Source organism: Zhongshania borealis (genome assembly GCF_039539625.1).
Classification (GTDB): domain Bacteria; phylum Pseudomonadota; class Gammaproteobacteria; order Pseudomonadales; family Spongiibacteraceae; genus Spongiibacter; species Spongiibacter borealis.
On the sequence record NZ_BAABDM010000002.1, the window covers coordinates 401,525 to 427,876 of the forward strand.

The 26,352-nt window shown below is 50.3% G+C and carries 24 protein-coding genes; 10 read left to right on the top strand and 14 right to left on the bottom strand.

Annotation, left to right across the window (positions count from 1 at the left end; all coding sequences use genetic code 11):
- Positions 1–10: 10 nt before the first annotated feature.
- Positions 11–493, bottom strand: a complete 483-nt coding sequence (locus ABD836_RS08160) for a cupin domain-containing protein (protein WP_344934429.1) — start codon at positions 491–493, stop codon at positions 11–13.
- Positions 494–754: 261 nt separating this feature from the next.
- On the opposite strand from ABD836_RS08160, the gene ABD836_RS08165 reads away from it, so the two are divergent.
- On the top strand, positions 755–1,342 hold the full coding sequence (locus tag ABD836_RS08165; protein ID WP_344934431.1) for a TetR/AcrR family transcriptional regulator: 588 nt from the start codon (positions 755–757) through the stop codon (positions 1,340–1,342).
- Between the two features lie 32 nt (positions 1,343–1,374).
- Positions 1,375–2,214, top strand: a complete 840-nt coding sequence (locus tag ABD836_RS08170; RefSeq protein WP_344934433.1) for a peroxiredoxin family protein — start codon at positions 1,375–1,377, stop codon at positions 2,212–2,214.
- Between the two features lie 24 nt (positions 2,215–2,238).
- Here ABD836_RS08170 and mtgA read toward each other — a convergent pair whose 3' ends face one another.
- From mtgA to ABD836_RS08200, 6 genes are all read right to left on the bottom strand, one after another.
- A complete protein-coding gene (gene mtgA / locus ABD836_RS08175; protein WP_344934436.1) occupies positions 2,239–2,934 on the bottom strand; it encodes a monofunctional biosynthetic peptidoglycan transglycosylase in 696 nt (231 codons plus the stop codon).
- Positions 2,935–3,391: 457 nt separating this feature from the next.
- Positions 3,392–4,117 carry a polyamine aminopropyltransferase gene (locus ABD836_RS08180; RefSeq protein ID WP_344934438.1) on the bottom strand — a complete coding sequence of 242 codons (726 nt, stop codon included), beginning with the start codon at positions 4,115–4,117 and terminating at the stop codon, positions 3,392–3,394.
- Between the two features lie 109 nt (positions 4,118–4,226).
- Positions 4,227–4,775, bottom strand: coding sequence for a DUF2179 domain-containing protein (locus ABD836_RS08185; protein WP_344934439.1), 549 nt, complete (start codon positions 4,773–4,775; stop codon positions 4,227–4,229).
- A 130-nt stretch (positions 4,776–4,905) separates the two neighbouring features.
- Positions 4,906–5,703 carry an SDR family oxidoreductase gene (locus ABD836_RS08190; RefSeq protein ID WP_344934441.1) on the bottom strand — a complete coding sequence of 266 codons (798 nt, stop codon included), beginning with the start codon at positions 5,701–5,703 and terminating at the stop codon, positions 4,906–4,908.
- A gap of 217 nt (positions 5,704–5,920) precedes the next feature.
- Positions 5,921–7,873, bottom strand: coding sequence for a putative bifunctional diguanylate cyclase/phosphodiesterase (locus ABD836_RS08195; protein WP_344934443.1), 1,953 nt, complete (start codon positions 7,871–7,873; stop codon positions 5,921–5,923).
- A 384-nt stretch (positions 7,874–8,257) separates the two neighbouring features.
- Positions 8,258–8,740 carry an RNA methyltransferase gene (locus tag ABD836_RS08200; RefSeq protein ID WP_344934445.1) on the bottom strand — a complete coding sequence of 161 codons (483 nt, stop codon included), beginning with the start codon at positions 8,738–8,740 and terminating at the stop codon, positions 8,258–8,260.
- A 227-nt stretch (positions 8,741–8,967) separates the two neighbouring features.
- Here ABD836_RS08200 and ABD836_RS08205 point away from each other — a divergent pair, with 227 nt between their 5' ends.
- Positions 8,968–10,416: an SLC13 family permease gene (locus ABD836_RS08205; RefSeq protein ID WP_344934448.1), complete on the top strand. Its 1,449-nt coding sequence runs from the start codon at positions 8,968–8,970 to the stop codon at positions 10,414–10,416.
- Positions 10,417–10,460: 44 nt separating this feature from the next.
- Positions 10,461–10,856: an MAPEG family protein gene (locus tag ABD836_RS08210; protein ID WP_344934450.1), complete on the top strand. Its 396-nt coding sequence runs from the start codon at positions 10,461–10,463 to the stop codon at positions 10,854–10,856.
- Positions 10,857–10,927: 71 nt separating this feature from the next.
- On the opposite strand, the gene ABD836_RS08215 is transcribed toward ABD836_RS08210, so the two are convergent.
- From ABD836_RS08215 to ABD836_RS08235, 5 genes are read right to left on the bottom strand one after another with little or no spacing between them, the layout of a single operon-like run.
- Positions 10,928–12,694 (bottom strand): SulP family inorganic anion transporter, encoded by a 1,767-nt coding sequence (locus ABD836_RS08215; RefSeq protein ID WP_344934452.1) that lies wholly within the window; start codon positions 12,692–12,694, stop codon positions 10,928–10,930.
- Between the two features lie 4 nt (positions 12,695–12,698).
- Positions 12,699–14,363 (bottom strand): bifunctional protein tyrosine phosphatase family protein/NAD(P)/FAD-dependent oxidoreductase, encoded by a 1,665-nt coding sequence (locus ABD836_RS08220; RefSeq protein WP_344934454.1) that lies wholly within the window; start codon positions 14,361–14,363, stop codon positions 12,699–12,701.
- A 36-nt stretch (positions 14,364–14,399) separates the two neighbouring features.
- The gene (locus ABD836_RS08225; RefSeq protein ID WP_344934456.1) at positions 14,400–15,293 is read right to left on the bottom strand and encodes an MBL fold metallo-hydrolase; all 894 of its coding nucleotides are present in this window, start codon (positions 15,291–15,293) and stop codon (positions 14,400–14,402) included.
- A gap of 23 nt (positions 15,294–15,316) precedes the next feature.
- On the bottom strand, positions 15,317–16,309 hold the full coding sequence (locus tag ABD836_RS08230; RefSeq protein WP_344934458.1) for a cytochrome d ubiquinol oxidase subunit II: 993 nt from the start codon (positions 16,307–16,309) through the stop codon (positions 15,317–15,319).
- Positions 16,310–16,312: 3 nt separating this feature from the next.
- A complete protein-coding gene (locus tag ABD836_RS08235) occupies positions 16,313–17,665 on the bottom strand; it encodes a cytochrome ubiquinol oxidase subunit I (protein WP_344934459.1) in 1,353 nt (450 codons plus the stop codon).
- A 250-nt stretch (positions 17,666–17,915) separates the two neighbouring features.
- On the opposite strand from ABD836_RS08235, the gene ABD836_RS08240 reads away from it, so the two are divergent.
- The 4 genes from ABD836_RS08240 to ABD836_RS08255 are packed head-to-tail and all read left to right on the top strand — an operon-like array spanning position 17,916 to position 20,336.
- Complete coding sequence (locus ABD836_RS08240) at positions 17,916–19,232, top strand: sigma-54 interaction domain-containing protein (RefSeq protein ID WP_344934462.1); 1,317 nt, start codon at positions 17,916–17,918, stop codon at positions 19,230–19,232.
- 42 nt (positions 19,233–19,274) lie between these two features.
- Positions 19,275–19,709 (top strand): hypothetical protein, encoded by a 435-nt coding sequence (locus tag ABD836_RS08245; RefSeq protein WP_344934464.1) that lies wholly within the window; start codon positions 19,275–19,277, stop codon positions 19,707–19,709.
- A 27-nt stretch (positions 19,710–19,736) separates the two neighbouring features.
- Positions 19,737–19,940: a hypothetical protein gene (locus ABD836_RS08250; RefSeq protein ID WP_344934466.1), complete on the top strand. Its 204-nt coding sequence runs from the start codon at positions 19,737–19,739 to the stop codon at positions 19,938–19,940.
- Between the two features lie 24 nt (positions 19,941–19,964).
- Positions 19,965–20,336 (top strand): SpoIIAA family protein, encoded by a 372-nt coding sequence (locus ABD836_RS08255; protein ID WP_344934468.1) that lies wholly within the window; start codon positions 19,965–19,967, stop codon positions 20,334–20,336.
- A gap of 18 nt (positions 20,337–20,354) precedes the next feature.
- Here the strand turns inward: ABD836_RS08255 and ABD836_RS08260 are convergent, their stop codons facing one another.
- Together ABD836_RS08260 and ABD836_RS08265 are read right to left on the bottom strand one after the other, a co-directional pair.
- Positions 20,355–20,951, bottom strand: coding sequence for a class I SAM-dependent methyltransferase (locus ABD836_RS08260; protein ID WP_344934470.1), 597 nt, complete (start codon positions 20,949–20,951; stop codon positions 20,355–20,357).
- A 60-nt stretch (positions 20,952–21,011) separates the two neighbouring features.
- Positions 21,012–22,268 (bottom strand): MFS transporter, encoded by a 1,257-nt coding sequence (locus ABD836_RS08265; RefSeq protein WP_344934472.1) that lies wholly within the window; start codon positions 22,266–22,268, stop codon positions 21,012–21,014.
- Positions 22,269–22,692: 424 nt separating this feature from the next.
- On the opposite strand from ABD836_RS08265, the gene katG reads away from it, so the two are divergent.
- On the top strand, positions 22,693–24,906 hold the full coding sequence (gene katG, locus ABD836_RS08270; RefSeq protein ID WP_344934476.1) for a catalase/peroxidase HPI: 2,214 nt from the start codon (positions 22,693–22,695) through the stop codon (positions 24,904–24,906).
- Between the two features lie 185 nt (positions 24,907–25,091).
- Positions 25,092–26,333 carry a YHYH protein gene (locus ABD836_RS08275; protein ID WP_344934478.1) on the top strand — a complete coding sequence of 414 codons (1,242 nt, stop codon included), beginning with the start codon at positions 25,092–25,094 and terminating at the stop codon, positions 26,331–26,333.
- Positions 26,334–26,352 lie beyond the last annotated feature (19 nt).

Genomic DNA, 26,352 nt, shown 5'->3' on the forward strand with positions numbered 1-26,352 from the left:
TTGCACGTCTCTAGGCTTTTTTGCCTGCGCTCGGTGTCTCTATATTGTTTAGATCAACGAGATTCCATGGCATATCTTTGTGACGGTAGATGCGTTTTTTGAGATTTGGATAATCGCCAACATCGTGGTCTAGGCGTTGACCAACAACAATGCATTTTAAAATAGCAGTGCCATTGTTGCGCAAGGTATGTGCCTTGCCACCGGCGCGATAACCGATAAAATCACCTGCCGCTATCGCAAATGTTTCGTCGCCAATTTGCGCTTCAGCGCTCCCTTCTAGAACAAAAATACATTCGTCTTCGTGGTAGTGCCTGTGGAACTCAGTGGACTCGTGGCCAGGCTCAATTTCAATAATATGAAAGCTAAATCCCTTTAGCCCAGTTAGATCGCCAGGTGATTTATTTACGCGCTTGGCGTTGTTGTTCAAAAAGTGAGTTTTAGAGATGCCACTAAGTTGCGCTATTTCTTCTTTGGTAACGAGGTATTTGTCCATGATGCTCTCCTTCCTTCAATCTTCCTTCAATCTTCCTTCAACCTTGCTTGGCGCCCAGTGGCGACGCTTTCAGGGCGATCGCAAATGCCTAGACAGGATTTTTTGAATTGCCCTTGATCCCTTCACACGCTAGCGATTCAACGCTATCAGCCGCCGATAGCGTGTGCAAGCGTGGTAAGGCTGCGTTTGTTTCTGAAAATCGCGAGTTATTGACCGACCGTTCCAAAACATATAGGCTGGCGCAACGTTGAGGAGACCGCGATGGCTAGACCGTTACAATTTGACCGCCAACAAGCACTGGATGCCGCCATGCAGGTATTCTGGTTGCATGGCTTTTGCTCTAGCTCCCTGCAGCAGTTACTCACCGCTATGGAGATCAATCGCGGTAGTCTCTATGCCGCCTTTGGCGATAAGGTCGGGCTGTTCAAAGAGGTGATTGATAAGTATCAATGCACTATGCAGGCGGTGGTATTTGAGCTATTGAATAATGAGGACGACCCAGCGCAGGGTATTCGTGATGTATTTGAAGTTACCTTGTTTTGTTTACCAGAAGACGCAATGGCCTTGGGCTGCTTATTGGTTAACACCGTAAATGAACTTTCGCCTATCGATATTGAGCTGAGTAATCTTGCCTCCGCAAAATTGGCCTTGGTAGAGCAGGCCTTCATTAACGCCTGCGCACGCGCTCAGGCCCAAAATCAAATGAGCAAAGCCGTAAGCGCAGACGACGCCGGCAAAATGTTAATGAACACCATGATCGGCTTGCGCGTGCAGAGCCGAGGTGGCGCGAGTGAAGCGCATCTGCGTCAGAGTATTACCCCCTTACTAACTATGTTGATGCCGAGCTAAAAACCGTCATTAACACTCAACAGGAAATGGCAATGGACCGTTTAAAATCAGTTTTTATTTCGGCGTGGATGAGCATACTTATGGTGGGTGCCGCACGCAGTGGGTGGCTTCTATATAAAGACCCAAGCCTCACCGCGTGGTACTGGGTGTTACTCGGCATGCTTGCCCCCTTACTGTTTTTTGCCTGGGTATTTGGCGCCAACGTAGCACGCACTCAAACTGCCACCAAAGTTATTTTTGGCATAACAATCCTGGCGCTAATCGCTACCGTTTTATCCACAGGCGCGAGCCCAGAGGCACTGGCTTGGGTTCTCGTTGTTGGGGTTATTGGCACGGCATTGTATGAGTGGTGGTATTCCAGCTTTGGCGGCAGAAGTACCGACATCCTCCGTGTCGGCCAAACACTGCCGGCATTGGAATTTACCAACGCCGATGGCGCCGCGATCAAAACCGAGTCATTGAATAAACCAATGCTCATGATTTTTTATCGCGGCAACTGGTGCCCATTGTGTATGGCCCAGATTAAAGAGATTGCCGGGCAATATCGTGAACTGGCCGAAAAAGGCGTGGAGATCATGCTGATCAGCCCACAGTCCCAAAGCCACACCGTGAGCTTAGCGCAACGTTTTGAAGCCCCCATGAGCTTTCTGGTCGATCAAGACAACGCCATGGCCAAACGCCTTGGCATAGCCGCCGAGAACGGCCTGCCCTCAGGTTTACAAGTACTCGGCTACGACAGCGACACCGTAATGCCCACCGTTATCATGACCAACGCGGCGGGCAAAATATTGTTTGCAGACCTTACCGACAACTACCGCGTTAGACCGGAACCCGAGGTGTTTTTGCAGGTGTTTGCCCAAGCGGGAATTTAAAGGTACATATTAGCGGGTAACAAACTACTCTAGGCTAGCGAGCCAGGTGCGGCCACCCAATCTCCGCTGCTGGCTTAGGTTCCAATTCGCGCGCTCGATTAAATGCGGCGCTGGTGCGGCCGGATTGTATTTAAGAGGGCTGGGTAGACTAGAGGCCAGCAGCGCTGACTGCCAGTTAGACAATTGCGCGGCGGGAACGCCAAAATGATGACGGCTGGCGGCGCCCACGCCAAATACCCCGTCGCCCCATTCGGCGATATTTAAATAGACTTCTAAGATACGCTGCTTGGGCCAGCACAGCTCCACCAGTCCGGTGAACCAAACCTCTAAACCTTTGCGCAGCCAGCTGCGGCCGGTCCACAGATACATATTGCGAGCAACTTGCTGGCTAATGGTACTCGCGCCGCGCAAGCTGCCACGACGTTCACGCTCGGCAAAGGCTTTCTGAATAGCTTTTAAATCGAAACCGTAATGCTTAGGGAAATTTTGATCCTCAGATACCACCGCTGCGAGCGCCGCATGGTGGGGTATTTGATCCCAATTCAGCCACTGCTTATTTAGGCGATAGCCCGTGCCACGCTGATCCCAGCTGCGTTCTAGCATCACCATACTTATTGGCGGATCGATCCAGCGAAACGGTAAAACCACGGCGACGCTGAACAGCACCAAGACCAATAAAATGCGTCCTATAAATCGCCCTATTCTGATTCTACCGGCCATGAGCTATCCCACATGTGAGCTTAAGCTCCCTGTTTTAACAGGGAAAGTTCTGAATAATACTACCGCATGTTCTGACGAAATTTTCGGCTATTGGTTTCACTGTAGTCCAGTTAAAGTGTCCATGCGCGCGTTGTTAGAGCCTGTGGTTTTGCTAGGGTTCGCTGAAAATGGATGCCGGATCAAGTCCGGCATGACGAGAGGTGTACGCTGATATCGTTTTATGAGCCACCACTCATCCGTGTGATATTTCTTATTGAATAACACGGCGAACGGAGGTGTGCCGCCGCCGTCATCCCGGATTTGATCTGCTACCCATATTGATTTCGCGGTGCAGCCTTGCAGCGGCATTCGATTCTGAGTCACGCTCATAACGCCGGTGTACCACAGCCGTCATACCGGACTTGATCCGGTATCCATTTTGATTTTGATGCGAATGGCTACAGTAGCGCCACTGCCGCTATTCTGCTTTTACACAAACATAAACAGAGTTAGTCGACTCGTTATTTTGAAAAGGGTTATAAAAAGAAACGACATGAGAGGCGACGCTTCCAAACACGGTTTTCAGTAAGGCTTCGAAATTGGCTTCTGGCAGATTTTGCGACCACATGGCAAACACGCCCTTGGGTTTCAGTTGGTCAGCCATCTGTGCGAGATTTTCGGTAGTGTAAAAGCTCGCGTTGGCAGCGTTCAGGAATTCGGTGGGGGAGTGGTCTATGTCGAGCAGTATGGCGTCAAACTTTCTGTCAGTATTGTCTGGGTCAAAGCTCGAACGAGGATCGGTGGCTAGATCAAAGAAACTGCCGAGCACATAGCGGTTGCGTGCATCGGCGTTGAGTATTTTTCCCAAGGGCACCAATTCATCTTTATGCCAGCCGATAACCGTGTCGAGGGCGTCTACCACCAACAGTTCGCTGATTCGCGGGTCTTTTAATGCAGCCACTGCGGTATAGCCTAAGCCCAAACCGCCAACAACAACGCTAAGTGCCTCGCCTTCTGTAGCGGCTAAGCCCAAGGTAGATAAAGCCTCCTCGGCGTCGACAAACATACTCGACATCAAAAATTCGTCGCCTAACTTCACCTCGTAAATGTCTCGGTCGCCGAACGCAGGCATACGACGTTTACGCAGTGAGATTTCGCCTAGAGGCGAGTCTTGGCTATCAATTTCTTCAAATAAAAGGGGCATGGTGAATATGTCCTAACGAGCTACGTGGCTCAAATCTATTTTCATAATTGCCTAAACTAACATAGTTCAAAGAGCTGACCGAATTCTGCCATTGCCAATATTGAATACGCTATTTCTTTAAAAACCGATGGCGCGGCAAAAGGTCCGGTCCGTCGTACACGCTTTTTATATCAGATACCGAATAGACTGCGCTCGGATCAAGTTTGGTTATTAAGCTAATAAGCGATGCGATATTGCGTCGCTTCTCTATAATAAACAGCACTTCAATTGGGTGGGCTTCACCCATATCACCGTCAACCGAAACAACTTTGAATCCTGTCTCACGTAATTTATCGGCCAAAACATCGCGGTTGAATGAAATACAGCGAATAAGTTCTTTGCCAATCGCAAAGCGACTTTCAATGGTAATACCGACATAGTTACCCACTGCAAAACCGCTGGCGTAAGCCACCGCAAGATACCAGTGGTCGAGATTGGTTAACACCTGTCTTGCGGCGATTAACCAGATCATGATTTCGAAAAAGCCGATGAAGGAGGCCAGCAGTTTGTTGCCGCGAAAAACAACAATGGTGCGAAACGTACCAAGTGAAACATCCGCAACCCGAGCAAAAAAGATTAACGGTACTAGTAAAAACGGATAATCAAGCAAGAATTCCATACAGATAGCCCCTTATTGGCGGCCAGTGAAACATAAAGCCTAGTACAAGGGCAGACAAACCGCCGCTAGGTTTTAATGCGTGATTGAATCTAGCTATGCCGCCCCGTGAATTGGCGGCATAGCTAGATCGCTAGCGATACTCCATTCGCGCGGACATCCGGTTAAACAAACGGGGAAAGAAGCGTTTTATGGTGGGTGCAAGCGCGCTAATACCCTTGCCAACGACAATTTCGTCCTGATCTTTAAGCATGGCTTTAATAATATCTTGCACGCACTGCTCTACGGGCATGCCGTTGATAATCGACTCGTCGTCCTTATTCTGGGCCTCGCCACTGCCATTCAAGGCATTAACCGCGATATTGGTTTTAATTGAACCGGGGCAAACAGTAAGACATTGAATACCCTGCTGGGCGGTTTCTGCGCGCAGGCAATCCATAAAACCGACTACCGCGTATTTAGAGCCAGAATAACCGGTGCGCAGTTTAGAACCGACTTTACCAGCAACGCTGCTAATACTAACAATCATCCCCTGTTGCTGTGCAATCATGCTCGGTAACAGCGCTTTGGTCATCGCCACTGTGCCAAGATAATTTACTTCCATTAGCTGCCGGTACACCGACAGCTCGGTATCCACAAAGAGTGAGCGCTGGGAGATACCGCCGTTATTAATTAAAACATGCACGGGACCGATCTCGGCTAATTGCGCTGCGACCGCGTCTAGCAGATTGTCTGCATCAGCTAAATCTAAGGGCACAACCCAATGACGGCCGAGTCCACCAGGCAGTGACTCTGCTAAGGCAATCAAGGTATCTTTGCTGCGAGCAGACAGCACCATTCGTGCGCCGCGCTCAGCGAGCTGTTTGCATAGCTCCATGCCAATACCTGAGCTCGCACCGGTTACCCAAATGGTCTTATTATTTACTTCCATTATTTCCTCGCGAATTATAGCTGTGCCTAATGTCGGTCGCCGTAGCAATTTGGTCTAGATGTTAACGTTGTTATACACCAAGGCTTGCTTGCTTTGAACAAGCTAAGGCTAATTCGTGCAAGCGACCCGGCAAATCACAGAGGTTCGGATTTATTAAGCTTTGGGGGAATTGCTGCAGCAGACAAATTCAGTGAAATAGCTCAGTCCGCTGAAGTTGCTACAGGGTGTTACTGGTACACACGCCTTTGCGGAGCAAGGACTCAAACTGTTCTATCGGTACTGGTTTGCTGAATAAATAGCCTTGGAAGGCTTCGCAGCCGTAGGATAAAAGCAACTGGTGTTGTTCCTCTGTCTCAACGCCCTCAGCGATAACTTCTATGTTCAGACTGTGTGCCATGGAAATGATGGTTTTCACAATGGTTTTGTCACTGCTGTTGTTCACAATATCGCTCACGAACGACTGGTCAATTTTGAATTGGTTGAGAGGTAATTGCTTTAGGTATTGCAGCGACGAATAGCCAGTGCCGAAGTCGTCCAGTGAGAACTGAACGCCAACGTTTTTCAAGGCGTTCATTGTGGCCACCGTAATATCAATGTCTTCTTGCAGGAGGCTCTCAGTTAATTCCAGTTTCAATAAGTTTGCAGCAATGCCGTGACGTTCCACGGCGGCCTGCACTTGCCCGACAAAGTCGCTCTGACGAAACTGCAGCGCGCTCACATTGATGGCAAGGCTCAAGTCACGTGTAAGCTCATCATTCTGCCACTCGCCTAGCTGCGCGCAGGCCGCATCCACTACCCATCGACCTATCGGTACGATAAGGCCGGTAATCTCGGCTAGCGGAATGAATGTAGCTGGCGGGATGAGTCCGCGCTTGCGGTGCGGCCAACGAAGTAAGGCCTCTGCGCCAACAACCTGCTTGGCGTCGTTCATCTGGATCTGGTAATGCAATTCAAAGCGCGAATGTTCGACGGCAATGCGCAACTCATGCTCAAGGCTGGCTCGCACATTGATAATGTCCTGCATATCTTGGTTAAAGAAGCGCAGCGTATTGCGGCCGGTTTGCTTGGCGTGATGAATGGCTATTCCGGCCTGTTTTAGCAGCTCTTCAGCTGAAGTCGCCTCATGCCCAAAGAAAACCGCACCCATACTCACGGTGCCACGGTATTTATGAAGGTAGAGCTGGTAAGGCTTTTTTAGGGCGGCAAAGATGTTGTCGCTTACGGTCTTTGTCTTCGCCGCTGCTTCGATCGCGCATTCGTGGAGATCTTCCAGAATTAGAACAAACTCATCATCCCTAACTCTGGCCAGTGTATCGCCGTCGTTCAAGCAAGCTGCCAAGCGCTGTGCAGTCTGCTCCAGAAGCAAGTCACCGTGGCCATAGCCAAGGGTGTCGTTAAGGTCTTTAAAATTATCTAAATTGATAAAAATAACCGCGCTCTGGGCACCTTTGCGTAAACTCGCTGCTAGCGCGTGCTGGAGTCGATCTACCAATAGACGACGGTTGGGCAATCCCGTCAGTGGATCATAAAATGCGAGGGTGTTGAATTCGGCGGCGCGCTTATCTTTCTCTTCGTTTTGAAACGCCAGCTCTGCGTTGGCAATGGTCAGCTCAGCAGCGCGCTTGCCTTTTTCTTCATTCTGAAATGCGAGTTCGGTGTTGGCGGTGGCCAGTTCGGCGGCACGCTTGCCTTTTTCCTCATTCTGAAATGCGAGCTCAGTGTTCGCAGTAGCGAGCTCGGCGGCGCGCTTGCCTTTCTCGGCGTTCTGAAACGCGAGTTCAGCATTGGCTATGGCCAGCTCGGCAGCGCGCCGACCTTTCTCGGCATTTTGAAACGCGAGTTCGGCATTGGCAATCGCCAGTTCGGCAGCACGTTTCCCTTTTTCGGCATTTTGAAAGGCCAACTCGGTATTGGCTGTTGCCAACTCTACTGCGCGCTTGTCTTTTTCTTTGTTCTGAAACGCCAACTCAGCGTTGGCTGTAGCCAGCTCGGCGGCGCGTTTACCTTTTTCTTTATTCTGAAAGGCTAGCTCGGAATTGGCGATGTCGAGTTCCGCGGCGCGCTTATCTTTTTCTTTGTTTTGAAAAGCCAGTAATGAATTGGCGATGGCCAACGCTGCGTTGGCAGAGGCGAGTTTTGCTGAACGTGGCTTACTACTTTTGATATTCACAATTGTACTCCGCGTCGTCACCCAGTGGTGTCGCCGCTAAAGACATTTACTATCCTTATAACGTGGCTCCATGCAAATCATGGAAAAGTGGTACTAGGATGGAAGTCGGTACACATTACCGCATAGGGCTCTTTGCGAGCGCGAAAACTGAAGAATGACACCACCGAGTATTCCTTTCGGCGGCCATTGTATAAATGATCATACAGAGACTGACATCATGCCGACTATACGCAGTGACCGCAATCATTAAGGGACGATCCCAAACGTTTAGCATATTGATTGCCCCATAACAGCGGCGAAAGGCCCACGCCATAGGAAAACGAGACAATCACCATTTTTTAAAATAACGCTAAATTAAATCGTTAGGTTATTGAATTCAGGTGATTACTTTGGTTTTTTACGCAAAACATGCTGATGATGCGAGAAATTATCACCCTTGGCGAGGCGGTCGTAGAGCACCACATTGACCGTGGCGGCCAAATTCATGCAACCCTCAGTGGGTATATAAACGATGTCTTCGCAAAAATCGGTGATCTCTTTTTTAAGCGTGCCGTCTTCTGGTCCAAATATATAAAAAGCCTGAGCGGGGTGCTTATAGGTGGTCAGCGGCTTAGCGCCATCGATTAACTCAACGGCCACCGGCACACAGCCTAGTGGAATGACCTCTTTAAGATCCTTGACGCCAATAAGGGGAATAGTTTCATAGGCGCGCTGAGTGTCGGTGTAAAATGGCTTGGCGTAGTCGTAGCGCGTGCCAGTGTAAAACACTGAGTTAACACCATAACAACCCGAGGCGCGCATTACTGAGCCAATATTCTCAGGTGACTTGGGGTTGAATAGGCCAATACAGACGTAGTTTTTTTTCATAGGGTTTACACAGTAATATTCGTTCAGTGTCGATAAGCTAGGGTTGAGTTATGGCGTTATTATAGCGCGGCTTTAGCGACAGCAGTAATGAGGGCATTTTATTAGTTGATGTTGCAAAAAAGCGGGTGGAAGTTTGCGAGAGTGATTTTGCAGGAAACGCTCCTCAATGGCATCTAGTCTATACTGCAAGCCTGCCATTGCTATTGATCTTAACGACCAGAATCTCTATGACTACTAATCAAACTCCGCAAACCAGCACGCCCTCGCTTATAGCCTTAATCATAGGGCCGGCTATACTCGCCCTAACAGTGTTGCTACCCGCGCCCGCGGGTATGAACCCAGAGGCGTGGCTAGCCCTTGGGGCGGCGCTGTGGATGGCGATTTGGTGGGCCACGGAGGCTGTGCCGATTCCGGCGACGGCGTTATTGCCCTTGGTCTTGGTGCCGGTGTTGGGTATAGGCAAGGTCGGAGATTTGGCCGATGCCTATGCTAATGGAATTATCTTCCTATTTTTGGGTGGCTTTTTACTGGGTTTGGCCATGCAGCGCTGGGCTTTGCACCGCCGTATTGCCTTGAATATTTTACTGGCGGTGGGTCAACAGGCTAAGCGTCAGATCGCGGGCTTTATGATTGCCACGGCATTTTTGAGTATGTGGGTGAGCAACACGGCCACCAGCATTATGATGCTGCCCATTGGTTTGTCGGTGATTAGCTTTTTGCCTGAGGGCAATGGCGGTGAGCGCCGTCGCTTTGCGGTGGCATTGCTGTTGGCCATTGCGTACAGCGCCAGTATTGGCGGTATAGCAACCTTAATCGGCACGCCACCCAATGCCATGCTGGCGGCATATTTAAAAGAGAATCATGATATCAGCATCGGTTTTGGTCAATGGATGATGATTGGTCTGCCGGTGGCGGTGGGTATGTTGTTGTTTACGTGGTGGTGGCTGTGCCGCAAGGGCTTTGCTGGTTTAGAAACCAGCGGCAGTCGCGATTTACTTTACGCTGAATTGCAAAAGCTTGGCCCCCTGAGCGGCGCTGAGGCGCGGGTGTTGTTAATCTTTTTAGCCACGGCGGCGGCGTGGATTTTTCGGCCGCTGGTAAATGACTATTTGCCGGGTGTGAGTGATACGGTTATTGCGATGACGGCGGGGCTGCTCCTGTTCACCGTGCGTTCTGGGGGAACGGATTCTACGGCCCTGCTCGACTGGGAAAGCGCTGAAAAATTACCTTGGGGCGTATTGTTGTTATTTGGGGGGGGCTTAGCTTTAGCCACCATGATTAAAAGCTCGGGTTTGGCGAGCTGGCTGGCGCAGAACTTTTCGCTGCTCAACGCGTGGCCTCTATTTGCGGTGGTGCTTGTGATTGTCACGGTGATTATTTTCTTAACGGAGATCACCAGTAATACCGCAACCACCGCCACTTTTTTACCGCTGCTTGGCGCGCTAGCGGTGGCGCAGTCGGTGTCGCCAATGTTGTTTGTGGTGCCCGCGGCGATTGCGGCGTCTTGCGCCTTTATGATGCCGGTGGCAACGCCGCCCAACGCTGTGGTGTTTGGCAGCGGTGAGTTACGCATAAAAGATATGATGCACGCTGGATTCCTATTAAATCTTTTTGGTATCGGCTTGGTGAGTATTTTGGGTTACTACATTGTTCTCGCGGTGTTTATTACTCGTTAAATTATTATGTTATTGAACAGAAATTTCTATTTGGAGAGTGGTAAATGAATATTGCAATTATGTGCATTGGCTTGCTTGGTGCATTGTGTATTTTTATGGGAATAGCGGTGACGGTGCAGCGAATCAAGAAAAAACAGGGTTCAGGTTGCCCCACAGACCCCAAAGATTCCTTGCACAAATACATTCGTGCTCATGCCAATACCATCGAGTTTGCACCGGTACTTATGGTGCTTATGTATATTCTGAGCCAATCACAAATGGCCGCTTGGGTGCTGTGGTCAATTATTCTCGTTACCGTGTGCCGCTTTTTCTTGGTCGCGGGTTTAATCTTTCCCAGCACGATGTCGCGCCCGAACCCCATTCGCCAAATAGGCGCAGGCGGGACGTATATTTTTGGCTTGGCGTTGTGTGTAGCGGTTTTGCAGTTGGCAGCGGGCTGAGGGCAAGCTGAAGGTCTGAGGTCGGGTGCATTCCGCATCAGATCTCAGACGCTTGAGGTCTGCCCCGCTCTCTAAATATCCCAACTCGGCGTTGAGCTTACTTTCTTCTCTTCACTCGCTGTGACAATGCTTTGCACACCGAGATGATGCGATAGAAAAACATGCCCGCTGAGGTGTTTTATAAACTCGGTGTGGGCGAGTACATCCATGACCGGGCCTTTCACTTCTGACAAATGCAGTTCAATGCCGCTGTCTTTGAGGCGCAGGTTAATGGACTCCAGTACCTCTAGGGCGCTGAGATCGACTTCGTTAACGGCGGTACACATCAGGATGACGTGCTGGATACCGGCATTGGCGTCGACTAACTCGTAGATTCGGTCTTCGATAAAACCGGCGTTGGCAAAGTACAGGCTTTCATCAATACGTAGCGACAGAATATTGCTGTGGGTGATGACTTTGTGGCGGTTGATATTGCGATAATGCTCGGTGCCGGGCACTTCGCCAACAACGGCCATATGGGGTACAGATGTTTTGTATAAATGCAAAGCCAGCGAGGCAAATACGCCACAGGCAACGCCGGTTTCTACACCCAGTAATAAGGTCACTAGTAGGGTGGTCATTACGGCGATAAAGTCACTGCGGGCATAACCCCAGGATTTTTTAAGGATGGAAAAATCGACCAACGACAGCACCGCCACAATAATCGTGGCCGCCAATGTGGCCTTGGGTAAAAACGCCAAGTAGGGCGTGAAATACATGGCGGCGGCACCGATGCCCACGGCGGTAAACATACCTGCCGCAGGTGTAACGGCGCCAGCGTCAAAGTTAACAACTGAGCGGGCGAAGCCGCCGGTAACGGGGTAGCCACCAGAAAAAGACGCCGCAATATTCGCGGCGCCGAGGCCAATGAGTTCCTGATTAGGGGTAATCCGCTGGCGTCGTTTCGCCGCCAAGGTGTGACCGACGGAAACCGATTCAACGAAACCGATGATTGAAATAAATACCGCCGACATCATTAACTCCCGCCAGGCATCGTGGCCCAGCTTGGGCATTTGAAAACTTGGCAAGCCGGTGGGCACTTCACCGACTAACACCACGCCTCTACTGCCGAGGTCGAAATAATATGCGGCGTAGCTGGTGGCGATAATCCCTAACACCGGGCCAGTTTTGGCTAACATGCCTGCGGCTTTGTCGCTAAGGCCCGTGCGCATGAGTACCGGCTTAAGGCCGCTACGTACCCAGAATAAAAAGATCAGGGTGGGTAGCCCCACCGCGACGGTGGTGAGGTTGGTAGTGCCCAATGATTCGTATAAAGAATGCAGCAGGGCGAATAGATTTTCGCCGTCGGCTTTTATACCAAGAATATGTTTGAGCTGACTAAAGGCAATGATAATACCCGAGGCGGTAATAAAACCGGCTATTACGGGATGGGATAAAAAATTAGCCAAAAAGCCCATGCGCAATATGCCCATACCAAGCAGGAACATACCCGACAAGAACGCCAGCAAGAGCGCAGCTTCGATATAGCTCACACTACCCGCGCTGGCAATGTGGCCAATGGCTGAGGCGGTCATCAGGGACACTACGGCAACCGGACCAACCGACAAGGTGCGACTGGTGCCAAATACGCCGTAGGCGACCAGTGGCAACATGCTGGCGTACAAACCCATTTGCGGCGGCAAGCCTGCGAGTAGCGCGTAGGCGAGCGACTGGGGAATAAGCATAATGGTGACGATCAGTGCCGCCAGCAAATCACTGAATAGCACCTCGCGATCGTACTCTTTTGCCCATGTAAGAATGGGTAAGTAGTTTTTAAGCGCAGTCAAATTCAATGCCATTCCCCTAGGCTTCGTCATTCATGGTGGGTTTTACCAACCACTCTTTGCCCTTGAGCATACCTTGCCAATAGATGGGTGGCAGCAATTTCTCTTTTAGGAACCACGCTGCGCGGCTTGGTTTTGTGCCGTCGACAAGCCATTTAGGAAAGCTGGGCAATAATTTTCCGCCGTAGCCAAATTCCGCCAATACAATTTTGCCGCGCTCTACTGTCAGTGGGCAGGAGCCATAGCCATTGTAGTGGGCAACTTGGTGATTGCCGCGTATATCTGCAATGATATTGGCGGCCACAACAGGCGCTTGCATCCGCGCTGCAGCAGCCGTTTTCGCATTGGGCGCGTTGGCAACATCACCTAGCGACCAAATATTGCTGTAACGTTTATGGCGCAAGGTATTTTGATCGACGTCTACCCAACCGGCGTCGTCGACCAGCGGGCTGCTGCGAATAAAGTCTGGCGCAGTTTGCGGTGGGCAAACGTGGATCATATCGAATTCACGGCTGACAATTTCAGTATTGCCGTCGGCAGTGCTAGTTTCAAAGTAAGCGGTTTTTTTGTCGCCGTCGATGCGTACTAGTTTGTGGTTAAACTTGAGTGCGGATTGGTATTTCTCCACGTATTTCATGAGTGCAGGCACATAGGCGGCGACACCAAAGAGCACGGCACCGGCATTGTAGAACTCAATGTTAATTTTGTGTAAACGCTGATTTCTAAACCAATGATCGCCAGACAGGTACATGGCTTTTTGCGGCGCGCCAGCGCATTTAATCGGCATGGGCGGTTGGGTAAATAGGGCGCGACCGCCTTGTAAGTTGCGTACCAATTCCCAGGTATAGGGCGCTAGGTCGTAGCGGTAATTTGAAGTTACGCCATTGCGACCTATGGTTTCGCTCAAGCCTTCGATGCCGTCCCAGTTCAGTTTAATGCCAGCAGCAACCACAAGCCGGGTGTATTTTATGAGGCGACAGCCTTCCAAGGTGACGGTATTGCTCTCTGGGTCGAAGGCGGCAACTGCCGCTTTGATCCATTCGGTCCCCTTGGGTATGAGCGAAGCCATGTCGCGCATCGTTTGCTCAGGTGTAAATACGCCTGCGCCTACCAAGGTCCAACCGGGTTGGTAGTAATGCTTGTCGGCGGGATCAATGATTGCAATCGACAGCGAGGCGTCGCGGCTTAGCAAGCTGGCGGCGGTGGATATACCCGCTGCGCCGCCACCAACAATAACAACATCGTAGCTGCGCAGTGCGTCTAAATCGCCAGCTTTGCCGGCGATGCGTGCGGCAACACCGCTCATATCGTAGCCTGCCGCTTTGGCGGTGGCGACGATGTCGGCGAGTGCTAACTTCTCGGCCTGACTAAGTGCCCAGAGCGTGGTCGAGCGCATACCGCTGCGGCAGTAGGCGTGAATAGCGCCGCCATTATTGAGTAAGTGGCCAAAGGTTGTCGCGTCTTTATCGCTTACCTTGCCGGTTGTCACTGGCAGGTAGTGGCATTGAATGTCGTATTCTGCGGCGGCCTTTTGTATTTCAGAAAACAACGGTTGATCGGCGCCTTCGCCGTCTGGGCGATTGCAAATAATAGCGCGGACGCCACGCTCTGAGAGCTCGCCAATCTCGCTGCTTAGCAGTTGCGCAGAGACACTTAAATTTGGGTTTAAGATTTTAATGTTCATCGTAACTCCTGTTCGTGAGGGCGAGTATTGGCGGCTTTAAAGTAAGTTCAAGGGCAGCTTTAAATAGACAACATCATTGGTGTCAGCGTTAGGCAAGTGACCGGCGCGCATATTTATTTGTAGCGATGGTAAGATCAGCCTGGGCATGCCTAAGGTGGCGTCGCGTTTTTCGCGCATGGCAACAAAATCAGCTTCGCTTACACCTTGGTGAACGTGAATATTGTGTTCGCGCTGTTTTTTTACCGTAGTTTGATATTCAACGTCGCGGCCATTGGGCATGTAGTCGTGGCACATAAAGAGGCGGAGATCATCGGGCATCGACAAAATGCGTTGAATCGATTGATAAAGAATTTTGGCGTCGCCGCCGGGGAAGTCGGCTCGCGCACTGCCACCGTCGGGCATAAACAAGGTGTCGCCAATAAAGCCGGCGTCACCCATGATGTGAGTCATGCAGGCGGGGGTATGGCCCGGTGTGTGTAAGGCGTGACAGCGCAACTCGCCAACCATATATTCGTCGCCGTCGTTAAACAGTTGGTCGAACTGAGAGCCGTCGCGGCAGAAGTCGGTGCCTTCGTTAAAGATTTTGCCAAAGGTGTTTTGCACGGTGGTTATCTCCGCGCCAATACCGATTTTACCACCGAGTTTTTCTTGAATATAAGGTGCTGCAGATAGGTGATCGGCGTGCACGTGGGTTTCAATGATCCACTGCAGTTCTAGGTTTTGGCTGCGAATGTAGTTAATGATTTTATCTGCGCCATGCAGGCTGAGACGTCCTGCTGCGTAGTCGATTTCCATTACCGAATCGACCACCGCGCAGGCGTTGCTTGCTGGGTCTTTTACCACGTAGGAAAAGGTGTTGGTGGGTTCATCAAAAAACGCCAACACGTTGGGCTTAACTGAAAGCTCAGCTTTAAACGGTAACTTCGACATAATATTAATCTCCATTCTAAATATTATTCATACGACAAGGCTGTCGCCTTGCCATGAAATATTCGGTAAACAAAAAAGGTGTAAACCAAAATGGCAGGCAAGGTAATCACCACGCCAACTAAGGTGAACTGCAGTGATTTCACCGACGCCGCTGACTCCCAAATAGTCAGTCCGCCAATAATAATGTCGGGGAAAATACTGTAAGCCAAACCCAAACTCGCCATTAAACAAATCGCTACCGTGCAGGCGTAGATAAGCCAACTATAGCCGTTGATAAGTATTTTGGGTTTGTTTAGCGTGATTACGATCGCGCCATAGCACAGGGCAGAAATCAGTGGAATCGGCATTAAGAACAGAGCATTGGGTAGGGTGAACCATTTTTCGGCAATACTGCTGCTTACCAGCGGTGTGGCGATCGACACCACAAAGAGGCCCAGGCCCATTGGCCAAATGGCCATGCGCGCCCATCCAATGGCTTTTTCGCGTAAGGCGCCGTCGGTTTTCATCAGCAGCCAGCCGGAGCCGAGAATTAAGTAGAGCGCGGGCAAGGTCATGGCGATGAGGGCCGAGAACAATAAGCTAGTGGTGCTGTTTTGTAAGCCGGTGATATAGGCGCCAAGCATCCAGCCCTGTGCAAGCGAGGCAATGAGCGAGCCTGCAAAAAATGCCTTATTCCACAGGCCGCGCCGGTGATCGCCCGCTTTAACGCGCAGATCAAAGGCCACGCCGCGCAAGATTAAACCCATCAACATGATGGTAACGGGCAAATACAGGCTGGTGAGAATGATGCCGTGGGCAACCGGAAAGGCGATGAGCAATACGCCAACGCCAAGTACAATCCATGTTTCGTTGGCGTCCCAGAACGGTCCGATGGACGCGATCATCATGTCTTTTTCATCTTCTTCGGCCAGTGGCACCAAGAGGCCCACGCCAAGATCGTAGCCGTCGAGAATGACATAGATCAGCAGTGCCAATCCCATAATGCCCATGTAAATTATTGGTAGCCAATATTCCATTGCTCAGGCCTCCTTGTTGTTGGCTTGGGGTGTGCCGATAGCGTTTAGGCTTAACGACGCGGCGGGTTTGCGTGACAAATTGCGTACTGCGCCAATATACGAGGCCAGCAAAAAGCCGTAGAGCAATATATAGCCGACCAAGGTCCCGCCGACAGTGGCGCTGCTGTGATCAGCAACCACGTCTTGGACTTTGAGCACGCCGCTAACAATCCACGGTTGGCGGCCAATTTCGGTAACATACCAGCCGGCCAAAACCGCGACCCAGCCTGAAAAGGTCATGGCCGATAGGGCGTATAGCAGTGGCTTGGTCGGGATGTTTTTACCCCGCATTTGCCACGCACCCCACCAGGAAACAAGCAGCATTAGGCCACCCACTGCCAGCATCACCCGGAAGGACCAAAACACAATAGCAACCGGCGGATGCTCGCCTTCAAATTCATTCAGGCCTCTAACTTCGCCTTGGGGGTCGTGGGTTAGGATAAGGCTTGCCGCGTAGGGCACTTCAATCGCGTAACGGTTGGATTTGCTTTGTTCATCGGGCAGGGCAAAAATTGTAAACGGCGCGCCGTTCTCGGTTTCCCACACCGCTTCCATTGCCGCGATTTTAGCGGGCTGATGTTCAAGGGTATTTAAGCCGTGAAAGTCACCGACGAGGATTTGAATGGGCGCAAGTACAGCGGCCATCATGACGCCGGTTTTCATTACCTTCCACGTGGCTGGGCCGTCGACATTGCGCAAGGCGCGCCATGCGCTTACACCGGCAACCACAAAGGCGGAGGTCAGCATGCAGGCAATGAGCATGTGGAAAAAGCGGTAAGGGAAGGACGGGTTGAAGATAACCTCCATCCAGCTGTCGACCATGACCACGCCATCTTCTAGGTAGTAGCCGGTAGGGGTTTGCATCCACGAGTTAAGGCTGAGAATCCAAAAGGCCGACAAGGTGGTGCCAAAGGCCACCAGAAAAGAACTGATTAAATGCATGCGGTTAGACACGCGATCTTTGCCGAATAGCATGATGCCGAGGAACGAGGCCTCGAGGAAAAATGCGCTCAATACTTCATAACCTAAAAGGGGGCCGGCGACGTTACCGGCTTTTTCCATAAATCCCGGCCAGTTGGTGCCAAATTGAAAGCTCATGGTAATGCCAGATACCACACCCATGGCGAAGGTGAGGGCGAAGATTTTTACCCAAAAGAGATAGGCGTATTCCCATGCTTTGTCGCCAGTTTGTGTAAAGCGCAGGCGAAAAAACAACAGTATCCACGCCAAGCCAATGGAAATAGCGGGAAACAAAATGTGAAAACTGATGTTGGTGGCAAACTGAATACGCGCCAAAACAAAGGGATCGAAATCCATATTCATCCTCCTGGATTATGTGGCAGGCCTCGGGCGTGCGCTATGTGGCCTGTATGCCGTCCAATACTGACAATTACATGATGGAGAGCAAGGCCGGTGCCAGATCGTGGCGGTCGATCATGCTGATTTATAAGATATTGTTTTATATCAATAAAGTATTATTTCTAGGTGAGCTCAGTAGCTTTGCGCTAGTAATGCCCAGTATTAATTGTCATTATTGGCAAAATACTTAGACAAAATTGACAAAACTATGCAGTTGATCGCAAAAGATACTGATAAAAATGTCGCCCATATGCTGGACGGCTTCGCCTATCCCGCGATTCTGGTGTCGGCCGAGTATGAAATTTTGGCGACCAATGAGCTCTACGCCACCACGTTTGGCGAGATACCTCGCGATCGTGGCTCGCGCTGTTATGAAGTGTCTCACGGTTACCGAGTGCCCTGTGATCAGGCCGGTGAAAGCTGCCCCTTGGCGGCGTGCAAAAGCTCGGGGGTAAAAGAGCGGGTTATGCACATTCACACCACTTCGCGGGGCAAAGAATATGTCGATGTTGAAATGCTGCCTATCAATGGCGAAGACGGTGCGCTGCAATATTTTGTCGAGATTTTAAAACCCGTCAATATTGCCAGTGCCGAGTTCAGCACCGAGAATATGGTGGGTCGAAGCCCGGCGTTTAATAAATTAGTAGAAATGATTAATTTGGTCGCCAGTCGCGATACCTCGGTGTTGCTATTGGGTGAGTCTGGCACCGGTAAAGAGTTGGCGGCCAAGGCAATTCACGACGCCAGTCCACGACGAAGTCGGCCGCTAGTGACGGTCGAGTGCGCGGGCCTTACCGACACCTTGTTCGAAAGCGAGTTGTTCGGCCATGTTAAAGGCGCGTTTACCGGTGCGGTAACAAATAAGCCAGGCTTGTTAGAGAACGCCGAGGGTGGCACTTTATTCTTAGATGAAATCGGTGATGTGCCGCTGGGCATGCAGGTAAAGTTATTGCGTTTGATTGAAACCGGCAGCTATCGCGCGGTGGGTAGTACCCAGCTTAAGCGTGCGCACTTTCGTCTTATTTGCGCCACTCACAAAAACTTGATGGAGCAAGTTGCGCAGGGCAGCTTTCGTGAAGATCTCTACTACCGAATTAACGCATTTCCGATTGTATTACCCCCGCTGCGAGAGCGTAGCGAAGATGTTGGCATAATAGCAAAATCCATTTTAGGCAAGCTGAGTCCCGATGAAAAATACCGCCTGACCGACTCGGGTATTAAAATGCTCAGTGCTTGTCACTTTGCAGGCAATGTTCGAGAATTGCGTAATGTTTTGGAGCGCGCCACTATTTTTGCGAACTCCAATATTATTGATCTTAAGGTACTTGAGCGGTGCTTATTAGACACGGCGCCGCGTAACAAAATAGCAGAATCCGTCGTTTGGCAAGATTTGAAAACCCAAGAGGCGCGTTACTTAAATGACTTACTCAGTCATTGCCAGGGCAATAAAGCGCAGGCGGCGAAGATTGCGGGGATTAGTCTACGGTCATTTTACCGGAAATTAGATTTAGTGCGTGGCGACTAAATTACAAAATCTAACGGGATATATTTGCGGGTGCAGGGATAGATGATTACCTTAATTAAAATTCTATTTTTTGGCGGCGCAAGCTTGCTTACCCCAAAGCTGGTTGACTTAGTTGATAGCACAACACTCATTCAGCTCGCCGAGCCGATCAGCGCAATCACCGAACACGCGGCGTTAGAGATTGATGTGAGTTCCTATATTGTGGCCGACAATGAAGATGTTGCCGAAGAAGAATTTGTTCAAGTGTTTCCTGAGGCCTGCGTGAGCGCTCTGCTACACTCTAAGTATGGCGTGTCAGTCTATTTAGATCAGGTGGAAGGCATTTGGCTTAACGGCCAGAAATTACTGCGCTTGAGCGCGTCTACTGGCGTGCCGATTGGCGATAATTTCAATCGGCTTGAATTGCATGTGTGCAAGGAAATTCGGAAAACTACCCTGACGTGGCATAACCACGAAAAACCACAGTTCTTACGTTAGATGATTAGAATAAAGAGGTAGCTGGTCATGTACAGCGAGGCAATGCTGTTGTGTAACTTGTTGTTTGGCTCCATTGGCTTAGGGTATTTTATTTATGGCCGCAAGCAGGGCAATAAGGTTGTTCTGTATTCTGGTGTCGCCCTAGTGCTATATCCTTATCTGTTTAGTAGTGTTATTACTGTTGCGATTGTGGGCTTGCTGTTGATGAGTGTGCCGCGATTTTTACCCTGATACGCCGAGCTTTTTGGAGCTATTATGCTTGAAGTTATTCACAATTCTGGAAATCGTATTGATATCGCTCTCAACGGCAAAATTGACGCCGACGGAATGACAGCTGCCTTAGATGCCTTGATTAAAGAATCCGAAAATATTGAGGACGGCGTAATGCTATACCGCATCGAAGATTTTCAATTCCCATCGATCGCAGCGATTGCAGTAGAATTTGCGCGAATGCCAAAAATGCTAAAGCTAATGAAAAGGTTCAAACGCTGCGCGGTACTTAGCGACAAAAAATGGCTTAGACAACTCAGTGAAATTGAGGGGAAGTTGTTTCCCAATATCGAGATCAAGGCGTTTGAGTTTAATGATTTTGAGCGAGCCGAACTGTGGCTGAACTCAGAAGATTAATACTCGTTTTTCACGAATCTAATCGCGCCTTTGTGCAATGACGTAAACGTGGTTCTCTGGGAATTGATCAAGTTCAAGATGCATAATCGAAAGCCCCATGGTTAACAGTGTTTGGCAGTTCTCTTGGATACCAATTGAGCTGTAGTAAAAGGTGTCGTTATGCCATTGGTCAGTATGCTCGCCGTAGTCATCACCAAAACTGTAAATTAGTACGCCTTGTGGATTTAATTTCCCACACAATTTTTTGAGCACGGGCGTGTGCATGTGAAAGGGTAAATGAAACAAGCTATCCCACGCGACGATGAAGTCGAAGGCCTCGCTACTTTCCCATTCATTAATGTCAGTATGTATAAAGGGTTGTTGAGGGTGGTTTTGGCGTGCGATTTTAATCATCTCGGCGGATACATCTAATCCCTGCACCGAATAGTTTTTGTTCTCCAAGATGCGAATAAATCGCCCGCCCGCCCCACAGCCAACATCCAGTGCTTTCCCGCCATCGGCACGAAATCCGAGTGCCCGTTCGAGCTGTGCTATGCCGTAATGTGAACCGTGGTGCTGGGTATGCCACCACTGGGCAATATTGTCGTATTTTTTACCAAGTATGTTCGGGTCCATATTCCTAGTCTCTGAGAAATAATCCGTCAATCACCCGCGGCGCTGAGAATGGCTGAATCCCTAGGAATTCAGCGCTTGATGATTTTCTCGCAGTCGTGGGTCGAGCAATCGCAGTGGTTTGCAGAAGATAAAAAATGCGATGGCGACCAAGATCACTAAAACACTGGCCAGTGAAACGGCAGTGGTTACCCCGTAGGCGTCGGCGACCATCGACATGGGGAGGGTACCCATTGGCGTTACGCTGAACGACATCATCATAAAACTAGAGATGCGGCCGCGCACTTCGTCGGGAACCATCATCTGGATCGAGGAGTTGTTTAAGGTATTGAATACGCTGGCAAAGCCATCGGCGAGAAATATCATTGGCAGCGCCAGTAAAAACCAGGGGCTGTTGGCAAAGGCAAACAGGGCGATACCAAAGCAGATGATCGAGGTCATCATTCTGGGGAGTCGTGGTTTGGTTTTGCCGAGGCCGGCAACATAGAGTGCGCCAAATAGGCTGCCCGCGCCGCCTACCGCGTACATTAGCCCTAAGCCAGAGGGGCCAACTGGCCAAACTTCATTACTGAAGACAACCAATAGTGATTGAAAGGGCAGGGCGAGAAACATCGGAACAATACCAAATAACAGCATGCTCAGGATGAGGCGGTTATCGGTAACGTAGCGAAAGCCCTCCATCAAATCGTTCACCACTGATTTTTGTACTTTTCCGTGGTGAGACTGGCTGTGCTGCACGCCAAACAGACAGCATAGCGCGACGATATAAAGAATAACGCCTGCTGTATATGCGCCAGCAAGGCTGGTAATAGCGACGATAACACCGGCCAAAGTCGGCCCCAAAATACGGGTAGCGGCCATGCCGCCCATGGATAGCGCCATGGCGTTTTGCAATCCTTGCTTGCCAACAACGTCAACCACAATGGCTGTTTGCGCGGGCATGGTTAGAGGGATTACGCAGCCCATTAACGCGGAGCTGCAGAGCAGTTGCCAAAACTCTAAATTGCCGGTGACAAACAGGCTGAGTATGCTTAGCTCAGCGAGTATTAATACACTTCGGCCACACATAATGAGGCGTCGGCGCTCAAAGCGGTCTGCCATTACGCCGCCAAACGGCGACAGCAAAAACATGGGTATGGCGACGGTAAAACTGACTAATCCGAGGTAAAAGGCGCTTTGCGTCAACTCGTAGGTAATCATTGAGCGCACCAATATTTGTCCCTGCATGGCGAGCATAAACGTCATATTACTGGCGAAGAGCCAGCGATACCGAGGATTCTGGAAAGAAGTAAAAATACCTCTCGATGCGGTCTTCGTCATAATAAATCGATGTCGTCAGTGAGCCGGAACCGGGCTGTGCGGTATACAAATAATAACCCGCTAGTTTGACAGGCTAAGGCGCGGCAGTCGAAATATCTTTCAGTGCTAGCTCTGTTAATCAGTCACGACGGGAATTGCGTGGGGTATAGGACGCTGATTTGCGCTCCGGCATTTCTATGACTACTGTCAATAGAGAGCATCAATACAGTAAAACTATCATGCCAATCGAATATTATGATTTTAGACTATTGTCTGATGTTGTTATGGTGGTGCTGTACCGAAACAAATGCCTTAGGCGTGGTCAGAGATGACATGCGCCTTTGCGATAGTAAGAACCACAGGGCTTATTCCCTGATCACTTCTCCCTCGGTGGGCGTATACAGCCGAGGAGTTAAAGACCAACACCAATACATTGGAGAGAACTATGAGCGCAAATAACAATGATTCTGGCAGCACGGGTAAATGTCCCTTTATGCACGGTTCGCGAACGCAAGTTGGCGGCGAGAGCACCGCAAATCAAGACTGGTGGCCGAATCAACTTAATATCAAAATCCTCCACCAGCACGCCCCCAAGAGCAACCCGCTGGGTGCCGACTTTAACTACGCTGATGAGTTTAATAAGCTCGATCTAGCCGAGATCAAGCGCGATCTCACCAATCTCATGACGGACTCCCAAGACTGGTGGCCAGCCGATTACGGTCACTACGGGCCATTCTTTATCCGTATGGCCTGGCACAGCGCAGGCACCTACCGTATAGGCGACGGCCGTGGCGGTGCGGGCGCAGGTGCCCAGCGGTTTGCGCCACTGAACAGCTGGCCCGACAACGGCAACTTAGATAAAGCGCGCAGATTGCTGTGGCCTATAAAGCAGAAGTACGGCAATAAAATCTCCTGGGCCGACCTGATGATTTTGACCGGCAACGTGGGGCTGGAATCCATGGGTTTCGAGACTTTTGGTTTTGCGGGTGGCCGTGCCGATATCTTTGAGCCAGAGGAAGACATCAACTGGGGTGCCGAGCGTGAGTGGCTGGGTGACAAACGTTATAGCGGCGAGCGCGATCTAGAAAACCCCCTTGCTGCAGTGCAAATGGGTTTGATCTATGTCAATCCAGAAGGCCCCAATGGTCAGCCCGACCCCCTTGGCTCAGCGCGGGATATTCGCGATACCTTTGCGCGCATGGCCATGGACGATTATGAAACCGTTGCCCTCGTTGCCGGTGGTCATACCTTTGGTAAAACCCACGGCGCCGGTGACCCAGACAAAATGGGCCCTGAGCCAGAAGCGGCAGCGATTGAAGAGCAGGGCCTAGGCTGGAAAAATAGCCATGGCACCGGCAAAGCGGGCGATACCACCACCAGTGGTTTAGAGGGCGCGTGGACGCCAACGCCAATCGAATGGGATAACAGCTATTTTGATACCTTGTTCGGCTATGAGTGGGAACTGACCAAAAGCCCTGCGGGTGCCCAGCAGTGGACCCCAAAAGGTGACGCCGCCAAAAATACCGTGCCTGATGCGCATGACCCAGAAAAACGTCACGCACCAATGATGTCGACGGCGGATATTGCACTGCGCGAAGACCCCGCGTACCGCAAAATATCGAAGCACTTCCATGAAAATCCGGCGGAGTTTGCCGACGCCTTTGCCCGCGCGTGGTTTAAATTAACACACCGCGATATGGGCCCCGTGGCGCGCTACCTCGGCAGCGAAGTACCCGCCGAGGAACTGATTTGGCAAGACCCACTGCCAGCGGTAGAGTATGAACTGGTGAACAGCGCCGATATTGCCGAGTTAAAAAGCAGTATTTTGGCTACGGGTTTGTCGGTGTCTGAACTGGTTGCAACCGCATGGGCTTCCGCGTCTACCTTCCGTGGCTCTGATATGCGCGGCGGTGCCAATGGCGGTCGGGTTCGTTTAGCGCCGCAAAAAGATTGGGCGGTAAATCAGCCCACGCAATTAGCGAAGGTCTTGCGCCAGCTCGAAGCTGTGCAAAGCGCATTTAATGCGGCGCAGTCGGGCAACAAGCAGGTGGCGATTGCTGATCTAATTGTACTGGGCGGCGTGGCGGCGATTGAGGCGGCGGCACAACGCGCTGGACACAGTGTCAGCGTGCCCTTTACACCGGGCCGCAGTGATGCGTCGCAGGAGCAAACCGATGTCGACTCTTTTGCACCATTAGAGCCGGTCGCCGACGGCTTCCGTAATTACCTTAAAAAGCAGTACAGCGTCAGTGCCGAGGAACTGCTGGTCGATAAAGCGCAATTACTGAACTTGAGCGCGCCGGAAATGACCGTGCTGGTGGGTGGTATGCGGGTGCTTAACGCCAATATTGAACAAGCGCAGCACGGCGTATTTACCGACAAGCCTGAAACCTTGAGCAACGACTTCTTTGTGAACCTGCTGGATATCCAAACCACTTGGACGCCAACAGAAGATGCAAATGTCTTCGAGGGCCGTGATCGTAAAACCGGCGCAGTGAAGTGGACCGCAAGCCGCGTCGACTTGGTGTTCGGCTCTAACTCACAGCTGCGAGCAACGGCAGAAGTCTATGGCAGCAGCGATTCTCAAGCGCGGTTTGTGCAGGACTTTGTCGCCGCTTGGGCGAAGGTGATGGATGCTGATCGCTTTGATCTAGCTTAATTATTAGGGAGAAAAATTCGGGCATGGCGATAAGCGCTGTGCCCGATTTTTTGGTATGGACTAAAGTGTGAGTCAAGCGCTGGATTTTATTGTCTAAGACCCGCTGCATAGGAGAAATGTCATTTCGAATTTGGCGATCGACGTAGTTCTCGTGTTGAGCACTACTACAGCCACTAGGAAATAGTATGGCCACCTTCAAATTAACACGTGGTTTCGTCTTGCTAGCGTTGGCGATGCCGGTCACCTTTATATTCACACCTGTACATGCCCACGACATTAGCGAACAGCGTATTCCTGCAAAAGAATGGCGCTTGTCTGAGCAATTAAGCGTGTCAGCTGATTTTATTAAATTCGATAAGGACAAAGTCTATTTGGCTGACAATCATCATCAGCTTTTGTCTTTTGATTTGTCTGAGTTTTCACGTGCTGATCAAGACTATATTTTACACAAGAATGAGCAAATTAAAGCGATTAATCAGTTGGCATTAAGTCGAGTACCAGCAAGGCAAAACATGACGACCGCCCATAGCGCTGATTTAACAAGTAATATTAATAAAACCAGCGTCCCCGCCAATGATATTGCGTTTCTAACGTCGATATTCTCTAAATTTGAAAATGTAACAACGCGTCATGACAATAAATATTTCTATATTGAATCCAATGGCATTCCCACTCATGAAATGATGACCGGTATTACCAGCTGGCAACAACAAGTGCCAATTGATCATGACTATTCCGGTGATAACAGCTGGGCCATACCACTGCGTCCAGAATTGGCAGAAAAGCCATTATCAACGCAAAAAAACTTTATGAAAGGTGCGATCGCAATCGGTGTGAATGGCATCCCCATTTTTAATCCACTCAATAATCGTGGTGAAGATGCCTTGGCGTTTGGCGAGCTGGATAACTGGGGCGGTCATTCTGGGCGAGCTGACGATTACCATTACCACATTGCACCAACTCACTTACAGTCACAAGTTGGTGAAGGTAAGCCCATTGCTTATGCGCTAGACGGCTTTCCTGTATACGGCCCTGTCGATGGCGTGCCTCGCGGAGAGCTAGATGAATATCTAGGTAAGTTTGCAGAAGACGGTAGTTATGAGTACCACGCAGTCTCTGAATTCCCGTATCTCATTGCCGGTTTGCGCGGCAAAGTCGATATTAATCCACGGACCAAAGCGCCTGAAAACGAAATTGCCCCGCAAGCGCATACGCGTGGTGTTCGTCCAGACTTACAGCCCTTAAGAGGTGCCGTGATTACCGGTTTTAAGATTATTAGTCCAAGACAGTACAGCCTAAGTTATACGCAAAATGGTAATCCGTATCAGCTTAATTACAGTTGGGGCGAGGGCGAAAGCAGTAAAAATTATACCTTTGATTTTGTTGGTCCAAATGGTACACGCACTGAAACCTATCGCCGCAAATAGGCTAGGGATCTACGCTAAT